The sequence below is a fragment of the Pseudomonas sp. VE 267-6A genome (assembly GCF_024126555.1).
In the GTDB taxonomy this organism is placed as follows: Bacteria; Pseudomonadota; Gammaproteobacteria; order Pseudomonadales; family Pseudomonadaceae; genus Aquipseudomonas; species Aquipseudomonas palmensis.
Genome location: NZ_JAMYBY010000008.1, coordinates 225,415 through 242,376, shown reverse-complemented (window position 1 = coordinate 242,376; position 16,962 = coordinate 225,415). Strand labels below are relative to the sequence as shown.

Annotated in this window: 1 protein-coding gene; it reads right to left on the bottom strand. The window is 68.5% G+C overall.

Annotation, left to right across the window (positions count from 1 at the left end; genetic code table 11):
• Window positions 1–41: 41 nt before the first annotated feature.
• Entirely contained in the window at window positions 42–16,859 is a 16,818-nt protein-coding gene (locus NJH59_RS11750) for an autotransporter-associated beta strand repeat-containing protein (RefSeq protein ID WP_253086821.1), read from the bottom strand.
• Between the last annotated feature and the right edge of the window lie 103 nt (window positions 16,860–16,962).

Here is a 16,962-nt window from a genome sequence, read left to right as displayed (position 1 = left end):
TCAAGCCACCGCCTTCACGCGCCGTGATCGTCGTTCGCCGCCTAGAACCCCATGCTGAAACTCACCGTTACCGCATGGTCGCGGGTGTCGCTGGACAGCTGCCCCGAATAGCCCAGGCCCAGTTTGCCGGCCTGCCCGATCGACAGGTCCAGCCCCGCCTCGACCACCGCCGCATCGCGGGCGATCGGCACGCCCTGGGTGGTGAAGCCGGCGCCGCCCTCGATGAAGCGCAGGTCGGCATCGGGCTTGGTGTCGCCGTAGGCATGCCGCCAGCCCAGGCTGCCACGCGGGGTCAGGGTACTGCCGTTGGCCAGCTTGAACGCCTTGCCCGCCCGCAGGCCCACGGTGGAGAAGGTGATGTCCTGGTCGGCACTGGCCTTGAGCCGCGCCGCGCCGCCCTTCTCGCGTGCAGTGTCGCTGTCGTAGTTGACGTAGGCCAGGCCCGCGAACGGTTCCAGCGCCACACCGCCTGCCTCGATGGCGTAGCTCACCTCGCCGAACACCTGCGCGGTGCGCGCCTTGTACTTGGCCTTGAGGCGGTCGTCGTAGCTGCCGATGGCGACGTCACGCTTGCTCTCGATGTCGTGCCAGCTGTACGCCGCACCCACGCGGGCCGAGAAGGCATCGAGCTGGTAGCCCAGGTAGGTGGCCAGGTGGTAGCTGTCGATGCTCGCATCGGAACGGCGGCCGCTGGCATCCAGGTCGCTGCGGGTATAGCCGGCGGCCACGCCCACGCGCCAGTCGCTGTTCAGGCTGCGGTCCACCCCGAGCAGGAAGCCCTGCACGTTGCGGTCGATGCTGGCGCTGTTGCTGTTGCCGTCCATCTTGCCCCAGGTGCCCAGTGCCTGCGCCCAGCCCACGGCCTCGTCGTGGCAACCGTCGCTGGTGAGCTGGTTGGCGTTCGGTGCCAGGGCCCGACGCGGATCCTCCTCGCGCATGCAGCCTGGCTGGCGCAGGCGGTCGTTGACCGCTTCGCGCACGTAGCGCGAGTCTTCGATCAGCGCACTGGCGGTACTGGCATGGATCTCGCCCGACAGGCTGTCCAGCGCCGCCTGAACGCCACCACGGTTCTGCGCCATGACCGCGCCCAGTACCGCCGCCGGTGCCCCGCTGCTGCCCAGTGCGCCGGCCACGGCCTGCTGGTTGGGGGTCGAAGCCACATCGCCGAGGCTGGTGCCGTTGCGGCTGATGGTGACGCCGACCTGGTTGCTGCCGTAGTTGAGCGTGGTGTCGTAGAACGGCGTATCCGGCAACTGCACGGTGGTGAAGGTGCCGTTCACCCCGCCGCCGGCAGTCACCACGGTGTACTGCGCGTTGCCCGAGGCCGGTGCCGAGTTCAGCACCACCAGGCTGCCGCCCAGGTTGGCCGTGCCGCCCACGGTCAGGCCGCTGCTGGCGGGGTTGCCGACCACCACCTGCAGGGTGCCGCCCGGGGCGTTGGTGAAGTTGCCGCCGACCTTGAGCCCACTGGCCGGGTCAGGCTGCACCACACCGTTGTTGACCAGCGAGCCCACGCTGCCGTTGCCGCTCAGTGCGGCACCGGCCCCCACCGTGACCTTGGCCCCGAGCACCGTGCCCGGGTTGGCCGCATTGCCCACCAGCAGCAGGCCCTGGTTGACCGCCAGGTTGCCGCTGAACGGCTGGTTGCCGGTCAGCAGCAGGCTGCCGCTACCCTGCTTGACGGTGTTGCCGGTGCCGCTGAGCACACCGTTGAAGCGGCCGTCGGTGTCCTGCTGGAACACCAGGCTGGCGTTGTCGACGATGTTGCCCTGCAGGCTGGTGGTGTTGCCCACCAGCGTACCGCCGCTGACCCTGGTGCCGCCGGTGTAGGTGTTGGCGCCGCTCAGGATCAGCGTGCCTGCGTCGAGTTTTTCGATACCGCCCGCGCCCACCAGCGGCGCCGAGATCTGCGTGCTGTCGCCGGTGTTCACGCGCACGGCGGCCAGGTCGCCATTGGCTGCATTGACCGGTGTCAGGCTGCCGCCGCTGCCGGCCACCAGCTGGTAGCCGCCGGTGAGGAACTGCAGGCCGGTGAAGGACTGGTTGCCGGCCACGGTGACGGTCCCCGCCTGACCACCGAACACGCCGAACTGCGCATCCCAGGTTTCGCTCAGGTTGCCGTTGACGTCGGTCCAGTTGGTGCCATTGCCCCAGGTACCGCTGCCGCCACCGATGGTGCCGTCGGCATTGGTCTTGCCGCCGTTCCAGAACTGCAGTGCGCCACCTGCGCCCTGTACCACCAGGTTGATCTGCTGGGCGATGGCCGTCTGCAGGGTCAGTTGGCCTGGCAAGGTGCCGCCTGGCAGCAGGCCGAACAGCAGGCCGTTGTCGGTCAGGTTGCCACCGTAGCTGAACAGCTGGTAAACGCCGCTGCCGAAGCCACCGGCATTGCTGATGTTGAGCGTGCCATCAAGGGTGAGGTCGCCCGCCACCTTGACCACGGTGGTCGAGGCCGATGCCTGCCCGAGCGCCAGATCGACATTGCTGCCGGCATCCAGGTTGAGCGCACCGACCTTGAGTGGCGTGGCGCCGCTGCCCGCCGCCAGGGTCGCACCGCTGGCCAGGTTGACCGTGCCGGCGTAGTTGCCACTGCCGCCCAGGGTCGCCCCGTTGTTGACCTGCACCGTGGCACTGGCCAGGCTGCCGTTGACCAGCAGGCTGCCGGCGTTGACCGTGGTGGCGCCGGTGAAGCCGCTGTTGCCGGTCATCAGCAGTTGCCCGCTGCCGTTCTTGATCAACGTGCCGCTGCCGGTGAGGTTGCCGGTGTAGGTACCGTTGCTGGCCTGTTCGAAGGTCAGCGCGGCGTTGTTGAGGATCGCGCCCTGCAGGCTGCTGGTATTGCCCTGCACGCTGCCGGCGTTGAAGGTGCTGCCGCCGCTGTAGGTGTTGGCACCGCTCAGCAGCAGTGCGCCATTGCCGTTTTTCACCAGGCTGCCGTTGCCGCTGATCACCCCGTTCAGGGTCAGGTCGTGGCTGCCGCCCAGGGTCAGTTGCGAGGCCAGGCTGACGGCGTTGCCCAGTTGCAGGTCAAGCGTGCCGTCGAGCTGCGCAGTGCCACCCACCGTGAGCGCGCCGCTGCCCAGTGCAGCGTTGTCGCCCAGGGTCAGGCTGCCGGCATTGAGGCGCGTACCGCCCTGGTAGGTGTTGGCGCCGGCCAGGGTCAGGTCGGCCGTACCGTTCTTCACCAGGCTGCCGCTGCCGCTGACGAGGTTGGTGAGATCAAGGTCATTGCTGCCCGCGATGGTCAGCGCACCGCCGAGCGTCACGGCGTTGCCCAGGGTCACGGCCTGGTTGGCATCCAGCGTGGTGCCGTCGGCAGCCGTCAGCGCACCGCTGCCCAGGGCGGTGTTGCTGCCCACCACCAACGTGCCGCCGTTGAGCTGGGTGCCGCCGGTATAGCCGTTGTTGCCGTTGAGCACCAGGGTGCCGCCTTCGAGCTTGGCCAGGGTGCCGCTGCCGTTGATGTCCACGTTCAGTGTGGCGCTCACGCCGTTGCCGATACGCACGTTGCCGGTGCCCTGGGCACCGTTGGTGAGGTTCAGCGCGTCACCGCTCAGCACGTAGCCATTGTCGAGGAACTGCAGGCCGTTGACGGTCTGCACACCATCGACGGTCACCGCGCCGCCCGTGCCCTGGAACACCGCGAAGGTGCCGTTCCAGGCCTGGTTGAGCGCTCCGTTGGCATCGGTCCAGTTGGTGCCGCCGACGCTCCAGACACCGGCGCCGCCGTCGACCGATCCATTGCCGACGGTCTGGCTGCCGTCCCAGAACAGCACGTTGTTGTTGCTGCCGCCCACCACCAGGTTGACCTGGTTGTTGACGGCGGTCTGCACATCCAGATCGCCCGCGATGACCCCATTGGGCACGCTGCCGATGGCCAGGCCGTTGTTGGTCAGCGCGCCGCTGTAGTCGATCAGGCGATACACGCCCGCACCGAACCCGCCCAGGTCGGTGACATTGAGCTTGCCGTCCAGGGTCAGGTTGCCGCCCACGTTGATCAGCGCCGGGGTACCCACCACAGGGGCGCCCAGGGCCGCATCCAGGTTGGCGTCCGCGCCCAGTACCAGCGAGCCGACGCTCAGGGTATCGCCGCTGCGCAGCGACAGGTGCCCGCCGTCGGCGACGGTCAGCGCGCCGCCGAGGCTGCCGGTGCCGCCCAGGGTGCTGCCGCTGTTCACCGTGACGGTGCTGCTGGCCAGGCTGCCATTGACGATGAGGCTGCCGCCGCTGACGGTGGTGGCCCCGCTCAGGGTATTGCCACCGCCCAGGGTCAGCGTGCCGGTGCCGGTCTTGTCCAGCGTACCGGTGCCGCTGAGCACCCCGCCGAACGTGCCCTCGCCCACTTGCAGGCCGGTACCGGCGCCTACGTTCACGGTGCCGCTGCCGCTGAGCTCGCCCAGGTTGGTGGTGCCGCCCAGGTTGAGGCTGGCGCCGTTGCCCAGGTTGAGCTCGGCAGGGTTGCCGAGTGCACCGCTGCCCACCGTGCTGAGGCTGCCGGAAAGAATGTTGAGGATGCCGCTGAAGCTGTTGTTGCCGCTGAGGGTGAGGTTGGCCGCACCGTTCTTGTTCAGGGTGCCCGCACCGCTGAGCACGCCGGCCAGGGTCAGGTTGTTGGTGCCCGCCACGTTGAGCGTGCCGCCCACATCCACCGCGTTGGCCAGGGTCATGGCGCTGGTGGTGGTCAGGGTGGAGGTGCCGCTGACACTCAGGGCACCGCTGCCCAGCGCCGAGCCGTTGCCCAGGGTCAGGTTGCCGGCACCCAGCTGGGTGCCGCCGCTGTAGGTGTTCACCCCGGTGAGGGTCAGGCCGCCGCTGCCGGTGTGGTTCAGGCTGCCCGTGCCACTGATGACACCGCCCAGGGTGAGGTTGTTGCTGCCCGGCAGGGTCAGGCCGGCGTTGAGCACGATGGCATTGGCCAGTGACAGCGCACTGCCATTGACCAGGCTGGAGGCGCCACTGACGGTGAGCGCGCCACTGCCCAGCGCCCCGGCGTTGCCGACATTCAGGGTGCCGCTCTGCAGTACGGTACCGCCCGTGAAACCGTTGGCACCGTTGAGCGTGAGGCTGCCGCTGCCCTGCTTGGTGAGGCTGCCGGCGCCGTTGACCAGGCCATTGAGGGTCAGGTCGTTGCTGCCGAGCAGCGTCAGGTTGCCGCTCAGGTTGAAGGTGTTGGCCAGCGCCAGCGCGCTGCTGCTGTCCAGTTGCGTGCCCGCGGCCGCGTTGAGGGCGCCGACGCCCAGTGCGGTGTCTCTGCCCAGTACCAGCGTGCCGGCATTCAGGGCGGTAGGGCCGGTGTAGCTGTTGTCGCCGTTGAGCGTCAGGCTGGCGCCGCCCGCCTTGAGCAGGCCGCCGGTGCCGCTGATGTCACCGTCCAGCGTCAGTGCGTTGCTGCCGGCAATGCTCAGTTGGCCGAGCAGGCCAATGGTGTTGGCCAGGCTCACCGCCTTGTTGCTGTCCAGGGTGGTGCCATTGGCCGCAGTCAGCGTGCCACTGCCCAGCGCGCCGTCATTGCCGACCACCAGGGTGCCGCCATTGAGCTGCGTGCCGCCGGTGTAGCCGTTGGCGCCGTTGAGCACCAGCGTGCCGCTGTCGAGCTTGGCCAGGGTCGCGCTGCCATTGACCGGCAGGCCCAGGGTGGCGGTCACGTTCGGGTCGACACGTACCGCAAAGCTGCCACTGTTGCCGTTGACGGCGTTGAGCACGCCGCCGCTGCCGGCGACCAGCTGGTAGCCGTCGGTGATGAACTGCAGGGCATTGACGGCCTGGCCACCTTCGACCGTGACCACGCCGCCCGCAGCGCCCTGGAACACCGCGAACTGCCCCTGCCAGACGTCGTTGACGGTGCCGTTGAGGTCGGTCCAGTTGGTGGTGGTGCTGTTCCAGGTGCCGCTGCCGCCCTGCACCACGCCATCGGGGACAGTGCCCGCCCCATCCCAGAACTGCACGATCAGGTTGGGCGAGTTGACCAGCACGTTGACCTGGCCGGTAATCGCGGTTTGCAGTTGCAGCTCGCCGGGCGTGACGCTGCCCGGCAGGCTGCCCAGCACCAACCCGTTGTTGGTCAGCGAGCCGTAATCGAACAGGCGATAGATACCATTGCCGAAGCCGCCGTCATCGGTGATGTTGAGCGTGCCACCCAGGGTCAGGTTGCCGGCAACACTGAACAACGAGGTACCGCCGGTGACGGGCGAGCCGAGTGCGACGTCGATGCTGGCGTTTGGCGCCAGCGCCAGCGAGCCGAAGCTGAGCTGGGTGCCGCTGGTGCCGGCCAGGTGGCCGCCGTTGACGATGGTGGTCAGCCCGCCCACGCTGCCGCTGCCGGTCAGGGTCGCGCCGGAATTGACCGTCAGGTTCCCCCCGTTCAGGGCGCCCGACACGTTCAAGGTACCGCCGCTGACCTGGCTGGCGCCGCCCAGGTTGCTGATGCCGGCAAGTTCCAGCACGCCGGTGCCGACCTTGTTCAAGCCGCCGCTGCCGACCAGGGCACCGGCGAAGACGCTGTCCAGGTTGGTACTGCCCAGGCTCAGCGTGCTGCCCAGGCCGATATTGGTGGTGCCGCTGCCGGTGAGTGCACCGATGCTGGTGTTGCCGTTCAGGTTCAGGTCGGTGCCGCTGCCCAGGTTGACACTGGCGACATTGCCCAGGGCGTTGCTATTCAAGGTGGTCAGCATGCCCTGGGTGATATCGAGTGTGCCGCTGAAGGTGTTGTTGCCGAACACCACCAGTTCCTGGGCGCCGCTCTTGATCAGGTTGCCCGAGCCACTGATAACCCCACCCAGGGTCAGGTTGGCGGCCGTGTCCAGGGTCAGGTCGCCATTGACCGCGATGGCATTCAGCAGCGTGACAGCCTGGGTATTGCCCAGGGTGCTGGTGCCCGTCGCGCTCAGTGCGCCGCTGCCCAGCGCAGCGCCATTGGTGACGGTCAGGGTGCCGCCGCCCAGGCTGGTACCACCGGAATAGGTGTTGGTACCGCTCAGGGTCAGGTTGCCGCTACCGGTCTTGATCAGTTGGCTGTTGCCGCTGATCACGCCGCCCAGGCCGAAGTCGTTGCTGCCGTTGACGGTAAGGTTGGCATTGAGGCCGATGCCGTTGTTCACCACCACGGCGCTGTTGCCGCTGTTCAGGCTCGAGTTGCCGGTGACCGACAGCACCCCGGTGCCCAGCGCATTGTTATTGCCCAGCACCAGGGTGCCGGCGGTGAGGATGGTCTCGCCGCTGTAGGTGTTGCTGCCGTTGAGGGTGAGGGTCGCAGCGCCGTTCTTGGTCAGGTCGCCGGGGCCGTCGATCACGCCGTTCAGGGTCAGGTCGTTGCTGCCGCCGACGTTCAGGTTGCCGACGATGTTCAGCGCATTGCCCAGCGTCACCGCCGTGCTGGCATCGAGGATGGTGTTGTTGCTGGTGCGCAGGGTACCGACGCCCAGTGCGCTGTCGCTGCCCACGATCAAGCGGCCGGCGCCCAGCAGGGTGTCGCCGCTGTAGGTGTTGGCGCCGCTCAGGGTCAGGTCGCTGGCGCCGGTCTTGACCAGGCCGCCCGCGCCGCTGATCGCGCCCGTCAGGGCCAGGTTCTGCGCGCCGAGCAGGGTCAGGTTGCCGGTCAGTACCAGGGCATTGTCCAGAGTCAGCGCGGTGCTGGTGTCCAGCGTGGTGGCGCCGGCGGCGGTCAGGGTGCCACTGCCCAGCGCCGTGGCCGAGGTCAGCAGCAAGCCGCCGGCATTGAGCGCGGTACCGCCCTGGTAGGTATTGTTGCCGCCCAGGGTCAGCACCCCGGTGCCGGTCTTGATCAGGCCGCCCGCACCGCTGATGTCGCCGCCCAGGGTCAGGCCGGCGCTGTTGGCGACGGTCAGGTCGGCATTCAGGCCGATGGCGTTGCCCAGGTTCAGCGCGGTGTTGCTGGCCAGGGTGGAGGCGCCGCTGACCGTCAGCGCGCCGCTGCCCAGTGCGGTGGCGTTGCCTACGGTGAGGGTGCCGGCATTCAGGGTGGTGCCGCCGCTGTAGGTGTTGGCACCGGTGAGGGCGAGGTTGCCGCCACCGGTCTTGATCAGCCCGCCAGTGCCGCTGACCACGCCCGTCAGACCCAGGTCGGTGTTGCCGGCGACCGTCAGGTTGGCGCCCAGGTTGACCGCGTTGGCCAGGTTCACCGCAGCGCTGCTGGCCAGGGTGGACGCCCCGCCCACGCTGAGGCTGCCGTTGCCCAGCGCCAGCGCATTGCCCACGGTAAGGGTGCCGGCGTTCAGGGTGGTGCCGCCCTGCCAGGCGTTGGCACCGGTCAGGGTCAGGTTGCCCGCGCCATTCTTGGTGAGGCTGCCGGCACCGTTGACCTGGCCGCCCAGGGTGATGTCGTGGGTGCCGCCAACGGTCAGGTTGCCGGCCAGCGATACGGCGTTGAGCACGGTGACATCCAGGCTGCTGTCCAGCGTGGTGCCGCCTGCTGCCACCAGGTTACCCAGGCCCAGCGCCTGGTCACTACCCAGGACCAGGCGGCCGCCATTGAGCAAGGTGTTGCCCAGGTGGGTGTTGCTGCCCGACAGGGTAAGCGTCGCGCCACCATTCTTGCTCAACCCGCCGCTGCCGGTGAGGTTGCCGGCAAGGGTCAGGTCGTTGCTGCCGACCACCGTCAGGCCGCCGAGCAGGCCGATGGCATTGCCCAGGGTCACGGCGCTGCTGGCGTCCAGTGACGTGCCGGCCTGTGCAGTGAGCGTGCTGGTGCCCAGTGCGGTGTTGCTGCCGACGATCAGGGTGCCGCCGGCGAGGCTGGTGCTGCCCTGATAGGTGTTGTTGCCATTGAGGGTCAGGCTGGCCGAACCGTTCTTGACCAGCCCGCTGCTGCCGCCGATCACGCCATTGAGCACCAGGTTGCTGGTGCCCGGCAGGGTCAGGTCGGCGCCCAGGTTGATCGCGTTGGCCAGGCTCAGCGGGGTGCTGGTCGCCAGGCTGGACGCGCCGGTGACGTTCAGCGCACCACTGCCCAGTGCCGCACCATTGCCCAGGGTGAGGGTGCCGCCGCCGACGCTGGTGCCGCCCTGGTAGGTGTTGGCACCATTGAGGGTCAGGTTGCCCGTGCCGGTCTTGTTCAGGGCCCCGCTGCCGCTGACGATGCCGTTGAGGGTCATGGCGTTGAGGCCGTCGAGGGTCAGGTTGGCGCCCAGGTCGATGGCGTTGGCCAGGTTGGTCGTGGTAGTGCCTGCCAGGCTGCTGGCAGCGGTCACGTGCAGCGCGCCTGTGCCCAGGGCCAGGTCATTGCCCAGCAGCAGCCGGCCAGCGGCCAGGGTGGTGCCGCCGGTGTAGCTGTTGGCGCCGCCCAGGGTGAGCGTGGCAGCGCCGTTCTTGGTCAGGTTGCCGGCGCCGTTGATGCTGCCGTTCAGGGCCAGATCGTTGCTGCCGGCCACCGTCAGGCCGCCGAGCAGGTTGACGCTGTTGCCCAGGGCAATGCTGGCGTTGCTGTCCAGCGTGGTGCCGTTGGCAGCAGTCAGCGCACCGCTGCCCAGCGCCAGGTTGTTGCCTACCACCAGGGTGCCGCCATTGAGGGCGGTGCCGCCGCTGTAGCTGTTGCTGGCGTTTAGCACCAGCGTGCCGCTGTCGACCTTGCTCAGCAGGCCGCTGCCGCCCAGGGCGACACCAACCGTGGCGGTCACACCCGGATCGACACGCACCGTGGTGGCGCCATTGCTGCCATTGACCAGGTTCAGCTGGCCGGTCACGCCATTGAGCAGGCGGTAGCCATCGGTGACGAACTGCAGGCCGGTGATCGACTGCGCGCCATTGACCAGCACGTCGCCTGCGGCGCCCTGGAATACCGCGAAGTTGCTGCTCCAGTCACGGTTGCCGGTGCCGTTGACCGTGGTCCAGTTGGTACTCAGGGCATCCCAGGTGCCGTTGCCGCCCTGGATCACGCCGTTGCCGACCAGGCCGGTGCCGTCCCAGAACAACACGCTGCCATTGGCGCCACCGACCAGCAGGTTGACCTGGCTGCCGATCGAGGTCTGTACCTGCAGGTCGCCCAACTGCACGCTGCCGGGAATGCTGCCGATCACCAGGCCGTTGTCGGTGAGCTGGCCGGTGTAGTTGATCAGGCTGTAGATACCGGTGCCAAAGCCGCCGATGTCGCTGACATTGAGGGTGCCGTCCAGGGTCAGGTTGCCGTTGACCTTGATCAGCGCATTGCCGCCGGTAGCCGGCGAACCAAGGCCCACGTCCAGGTTGGAGTTGGCGTTGAGCACCAGCGAGCCCAGGGTCAGGCTGCTGCCGCTGTTGGCCGCCAGGTGGCCGCCATCGGCGATGGTCACCGCGCCCAGCACGCTGCCAGTGCCGGTACTGGTGAGGGTGGCGCCGGTATTGACCTGCACCAGGTTGCTGCCCAGCGAACCGGTGACGTTCAGGGTGCCGCCATTGACCTGGGTGGTACCGCTCAGCAGGCCGTTGTTGCCGGCCAGTTCCAGGCTGCCGCCGCCGACCTTGATCAGGCCACCGGCCCCGGCCAGGCCGCCGGTGAACACGCTGCTGGCATCCCCCGCGCCCACGCTCAGGTTGGTACCGGCCCCCAGGTTCACGCTGCCGCTGCCGGTGAGGCTGGCAAGGCTGCTGCTGTTGCCCAGATTGAGGCTGGCGCCCAGCCCCACGTTCACCGCCGAGGCATTGCCCAGCGCGCCGGCACCGACCGTGGTGAGGCTGCCGTTGAGCACGTTGACCGCGCCGCTGAAAGTGTTGTTGCCGCTCAGGGTCAGGTCGGCCAGGCCATTCTTGATCAGGCCACCGGTGCCGCTGATCACCCCGCCCAGGCTCAGGTCGTTGTTGCCCGCCAGGCTCAGGTCGGCATTGAGTATCAGGTTGTTGCCCAGTGCGAAGCTGGCGCTGTTGTCCAGGCTGGCGTTGCCGGCCACGGTCAACGCGCCGGTGCCCAGGGCATTGGCATTGCCCAGGGTCAGGCCGCCGGCATTGAGCACGGTGCCGCCCTGGAAGGTGTTGACGCCATTGAGGGTCAGGTTGCTCGCCCCGTTCTTGACCAGCCCGGCGGCGCCGCTGATCACGCCGCCCAGGGTCAGGTCGTTGCTGCCGGCCAGGGTCAGGTTGGCACCCAGGTTGATCGCGTTGGCCAAGGCGAAGCTGGCGCTGTTGTCGAGGCTGGCCGCACCGGTCACGTTCAGTGCGCCATTGCCCAGCGCCGAGGCATTGCCCAGCACCAGCGCGCCGGCATTGAGCAAGGTCCCGCCGGTGAAGGTGTTGAGGCCATTGAGGGTCAGGGTGGCGGCACCATTCTTGATCAGTTGGCCGGCCCCGGCGATCACACCGCCCAGGGTCAGGTCATTGCTGCCGACAACGCTCAGGTTGGCGTTCAGGTTCACCTGGTTGGCCAGGTTGAGCGCCACGCTGTTGTCGAGCGTGGCAGCGCCGCCCACGTTCAGTGCGCCGCTGCCCAGTGCCTGGTTGTTGCCCAGGCTGAGGCCGCCGCCATTGAGGTTGGTACCGCCTTGATAGGTATTGGCCGCGTTCAGGCCGAGGGTGGCCGTGCCCGTCTTGGTCAGGCTGCCGGTGCCGCCCACCACGCCGTTGAGCGTCAGGTTCGCGGCCCCGCCGATGCCCAGGTTGCCGGCCAGGTTGACCAGGTTGGCCAGGCTGACCGCCGTGCTGGCCTCCAGTTGGGTGTTGCCGGCTGCGTTCAGCACGCCGGTGCCCAGCGCGGTGTTGCTGCCGACGATCAATTTGCCGGCGTTCAGGTTGGTGGCGCCGCTGAAGGTGTTGGCACCGCTCAGGGTCAGGTCGGCACCGCCGGCCTTGGTCAGGCCGCCTGCGCCGCTGATCACGCCGCCGAGGTTGAGGGTGTTGCTGCCCAGCAGGTTGAGGTTGCCGGCCAGGGTCACGGCATTGCCCACCGTCAGGGCGTTGGTGGCGTCCAGCGAGGTGTTGCCGGCAGCAGCCAGCGTACCGGTGCCCAGTGCGGTGTTGTTGCCCAGGATCAGCGTGCCGGCATTGAGCGCCACGCCGCCACCGAAGGTATTGGCAGCGCCCAGCGTCAGGTTGGCCGCGCCGTTCTTGCTCAGGCCCGAGGCGCCGCTGATGACGCCGTTCAGGGTCAGGTTGCTGGTGCCCGGCAGGGTCAGCACGCCATTGAGAACCACGGCATTGGCCAGTACCAGCGGTGAATTGTTGGCAAGGCTCGCCGCGCCGCCGACAGTCAGGGCGCCGGTGCCCAGCGCTGCGGCACTGGCCAGGGTCAGGGTACCGGCGTTCAGGGTGGTACCGCCGATGAAGGTGTTGTTGCCGCTGAGGGTCAGGTTGGTGGTGCCGTTCTTGATCAGGCTGCCATTGCCGCTGATCAGGCCTTGCAAGGCCAGGTCGTTGCTGCCGTCGAGGGTCAGCGCGCCGTTGAGCGTGAGGGCGTTGCCCAGGGTCACGCCCGGGGCAGCGTCAAGGCGGGTACCGTCCGCCGCGATCAGTGCGCCCTGCCCCAGCGCCGTGCTGCTGCCGAGCACCAGCTTGCCGGCGTTGAGCCGGGTGTTGCCCACGTAGGTGTTGTTGCCGGCAAGGGTCAGGTCGGCTGCGCCGTTCTTGATCACGCCGCCCGCGCCACTGATCGGGCCGCCCAGGCCAAGATTGGCCGTGCCGCCGACGGTCAGGTCGGCGCCAAGGTTGACCGCGTTGGCCAGGCTGAGTGCCACGCTCGCATCCAGGCTGGCGGTGCCCGTGGTGTTCAGGGCGCCGCTGCCCAGGGCGTTGGCCGCGCCCACCATCAGGCCGCCGGCATTGAGCGTCACACCGCCCTGGAAGCTGTTGTTGCCGTTGAGCGTGAGCAACGCGGCGCCGTTCTTGACCAGCCCGCCGCTGCCCGACACCACGCCGCCGAGCGTCAGGGCATTGCTGCCGGCCAGGGTCAGGTTGCCGCCCAGGCTGATGGCATTGGCCAGTGCAACCGAGGTGGTGCTGTCCAGCGTGGTGCCATCGGCCACGGCCAGCGTGCCGGTACCCAGCGCCGTGTTGTTGCCGACGATCAGCTTGCCGGCCTGCAACTGCACGCCGCCGCCGAAGGTATTGGCCGCGCCCAGGGTGAGGTCGGCCGCACCGCTCTTGATCAGCCCGCCCGTACCGCTGACCACGCCCCCCAGGGTGGTCGCGCTGGTGCCCAGCAGGCTCAGCGTGTTGGCGCCGAGCACCACGGCGTTGTTGAGGTTGACTGCGCTGCTGGCGTCCAGGCTGGCATTGGCGCCCAGGGTCAGCGCGCCGGTACCCAGCGCCGCACCGTTGCCCACGGTCAGGCTGCCGCCGTTGAGCAGCAGGCCGCCGGTGAAGGTGTTGGTGCCCGTGAGGTTGAGGTTGGTGGTGCCGTTCTTGACCAGGCTGCCATTGCCGCCGATGACGCCGCCGAGGGTCAGGTTGTTGCTGCCGGTAAGGGTCAGCGCACCGCCCAGGCTGATGGCGTTGGCCAGGGTCAGCGCACTGCTGGTGTCCAGGCTGGTGCCGGCGGCCGCAGTCAATGTACCGCCCCCCAGCGCGGCAGCATTGCCGAGGATCAGCTTGCCGGCGCCCAGCGTGGTACCGCCGCTGTAGGTGTTGCTGGCGGCCAGGGTCAGGTCGCCGCTGCCGGTCTTGTTCAGCGAACCGGTGCCGCTGACCACACCGCCCAGGGTCAGCGCATTGCTGCCGGGCAGGCTCAGCGCTGCCGACAGCTGCACGGCGTTGCTCAGCACCAGCGGTACCGAGCCCTGCAGGCTGCCGGCCCCGGTAACGCTCAGGCTGCCGGTGCCCAGTGCGGTGTTGTTGCCCAGGATCAGCGTGCCGGCATTGAGCGCCACGCCGCCACCGAAGGTATTGGCAGCGCCCAGCGTCAGGTTGGCCGCGCCGTTCTTGCTCAGGCCCGAGGCGCCGCTGATGACGCCGTTCAGGGTCAGGTTGCTGGTGCCCGGCAGGGTCAGCACGCCATTGAGAACCACGGCATTGGCCAGTACCAGCGGTGAATTGTTGGCAAGGCTCGCCGCGCCGCCGACAGTCAGGGCGCCGGTGCCCAGCGCTGCGGCACTGGCCAGGGTCAGGGTACCGGCGTTCAGGGTGGTACCGCCGATGAAGGTGTTGTTGCCGCTGAGGGTCAGGTTGGTGGTGCCGTTCTTGATCAGGCTGCCATTGCCGCTGATCAGGCCTTGCAAGGCCAGGTCGTTGCTGCCGTCGAGGGTCAGCGCGCCGTTGAGCGTGAGGGCGTTGCCCAGGGTCACGCCCGGGGCAGCGTCAAGGCGGGTACCGTCCGCCGCGATCAGTGCGCCCTGCCCCAGCGCCGTGCTGCTGCCGAGCACCAGCTTGCCGGCGTTGAGCCGGGTGTTGCCCACGTAGGTGTTGTTGCCGGCAAGGGTCAGGTCGGCTGCGCCGTTCTTGATCACGCCGCCCGCGCCACTGATCGGGCCGCCCAGGCCAAGATTGGCCGTGCCGCCGACGGTCAGGTCGGCGCCAAGGTTGACCGCGTTGGCCAGGCTGAGTGCCACGCTCGCATCCAGGCTGGCGGTGCCCGTGGTGTTCAGGGCGCCGCTGCCCAGGGCGTTGGCCGCGCCCACCATCAGGCCGCCGGCATTGAGCGTCACACCGCCCTGGAAGCTGTTGTTGCCGTTGAGCGTGAGCAACGCGGCGCCGTTCTTGACCAGCCCGCCGCTGCCCGACACCACGCCGCCGAGCGTCAGGGCATTGCTGCCGGCCAGGGTCAGGTTGCCGCCCAGGCTGATGGCATTGGCCAGTGCAACCGAGGTGGTGCTGTCCAGCGTGGTGCCATCGGCCACGGCCAGCGTGCCGGTACCCAGCGCCGTGTTGTTGCCGACGATCAGCTTGCCGGCCTGCAACTGCACGCCGCCGCCGAAGGTATTGGCCGCGCCCAGGGTGAGGTCGGCCGCACCGCTCTTGATCAGCCCGCCCGTACCGCTGACCACGCCCCCCAGGGTGGTCGCGCTGGTGCCCAGCAGGCTCAGCGTGTTGGCGCCGAGCACCACGGCGTTGTTGAGGTTGACTGCGCTGCTGGCGTCCAGGCTGGCATTGGCGCCCAGGGTCAGCGCGCCGGTACCCAGCGCCGCACCGTTGCCCACGGTCAGGCTGCCGCCGTTGAGCAGCAGGCCGCCGGTGAAGGTGTTGGTGCCCGTGAGGTTGAGGTTGGTGGTGCCGTTCTTGACCAGGCTGCCATTGCCGCCGATGACGCCGCCGAGGGTCAGGTTGTTGCTGCCGGTAAGGGTCAGCGCACCGCCCAGGCTGATGGCGTTGGCCAGGGTCAGCGCACTGCTGGTGTCCAGGCTGGTGCCGGCGGCCGCAGTCAATGTACCGCCCCCCAGCGCGGCAGCATTGCCGAGGATCAGCTTGCCGGCGCCCAGCGTGGTACCGCCGCTGTAGGTGTTGCTGGCGGCCAGGGTCAGGTCGCCGCTGCCGGTCTTGTTCAGCGAACCGGTGCCGCTGACCACACCGCCCAGGGTCAGCGCATTGCTGCCGGGCAGGCTCAGCGCTGCCGACAGCTGCACGGCGTTGCTCAGCACCAGCGGTACCGAGCCCTGCAGGCTGCCGGCCCCGGTAACGCTCAGGCTGCCGGTGCCCAGGGCCGCGGCGTTGGCGAGCGACAGTACGCCAGCATTGAGGAAGGTGCCGCCGGTATAGGTATTGGCCCCGCTCAGGCCCAGGGTGCCGGCGCCTGTCTTGGTCAAGGCGCCGCTACCGCTGACGATGCCGGTGAGGGTCAGGTTGTTGTCGCCGATGATGCCAAGCCCGCCGGCACCGAGGGTGACGGCGTTGGCCAGCGACAGGTTGGCCGCGCCCGCACCCAGCGCGCCACCGTTGGCCGCGATGGTGCCGGTGCCGAAGGTCGAGGCGTCGTCGAACACCAGCGAGCCGCCGTTGAGGCTGGTGCTGGTGACCCCGAGCAACGCGCCGGAGAGTGTCCAGGTGCCGCTCTGCACGAGCAGGTTGTTGAAGTTGATGTAGTTGCTGGCCGAAAGCGTGCCCGTGCCGCCGGTACCGGTGCCCCCGCCGATGGCGTTCTGCAGGGCCAGGGTGTTGCTGCCGCCGGCACCGCCGTCGACCTTGCCGCTAGGCGCATACAGCAGGTTGATGCCGGCGATGCCCAGGTCGACGCCTACACCTCCCCCGCTACTGACACTGGAACCGGTGATTGCGTTGAAGCGGTTGGTGGAGTTCGCCCCCATCGACACGCCGCCACTGATCGCGCCACTGTTGGTGAAGGTATTGCCGGTGGCAGTGCCTGATGCCTGGAACGCCACGCGACCGATGATGGTGCCGGTGTTGGTCATGTTCACGCTGCCGCCGCCATACACCGCCACCACCGGGGCGTCTGGGGCCAGCACGCTGACGCCGACAATGTTCGATGAACCGATGGTGCCGTCGTTGACCAGCGTGGTAACGCCACCGTTGCCGTTCTGCACGCTCAGGGCCAGGCCGTTGAGGTTGAGCAGGCTGGCACTGAGCACACCGGTGGTGCCCTTGATCACGCCACCGCTGAAGTTGGTGATGCTGACCGTGCTGGCCGCCGCGTTGCCGACCTTGATCCCGGAGCTGAGCCCGCTCAGGATCCCGAGGAATGCGGGGTCGATGGTGCCCGAGTTGTTCAGGGTGACGTTGTTGCCGCTCAGGTTGACTGCCGTGCCGAGCAACGGCGCGTTGATCTGCGAGCCATTGCTCAGGTTAAGGGTCAGGTTGTTGGCGGAGGAACTGACGTTGCCGTTCAACCCCGGGGTGCAGGTGACCGTCGCGCCCGCACCGGGGAACAGCGGGGTACAGGCGGCACTGGCCGTTGCACTGAACAGGCCGAAAGCGATTCCCGCGGTGGCCAGGCTCACGGCCAGCGACAAGGGGCGAATACGGGCGGGGGCAAGCTTGACGGCACGTCTGTCCACGGGCGACTCCTTCGTGGATCAGGCAGTTCGTTCCTTGAATGCGTGCGACGGGTACGCCGTGGAAACTACACACACTAACGTCGAAATGCCTGACCTTGGCGAC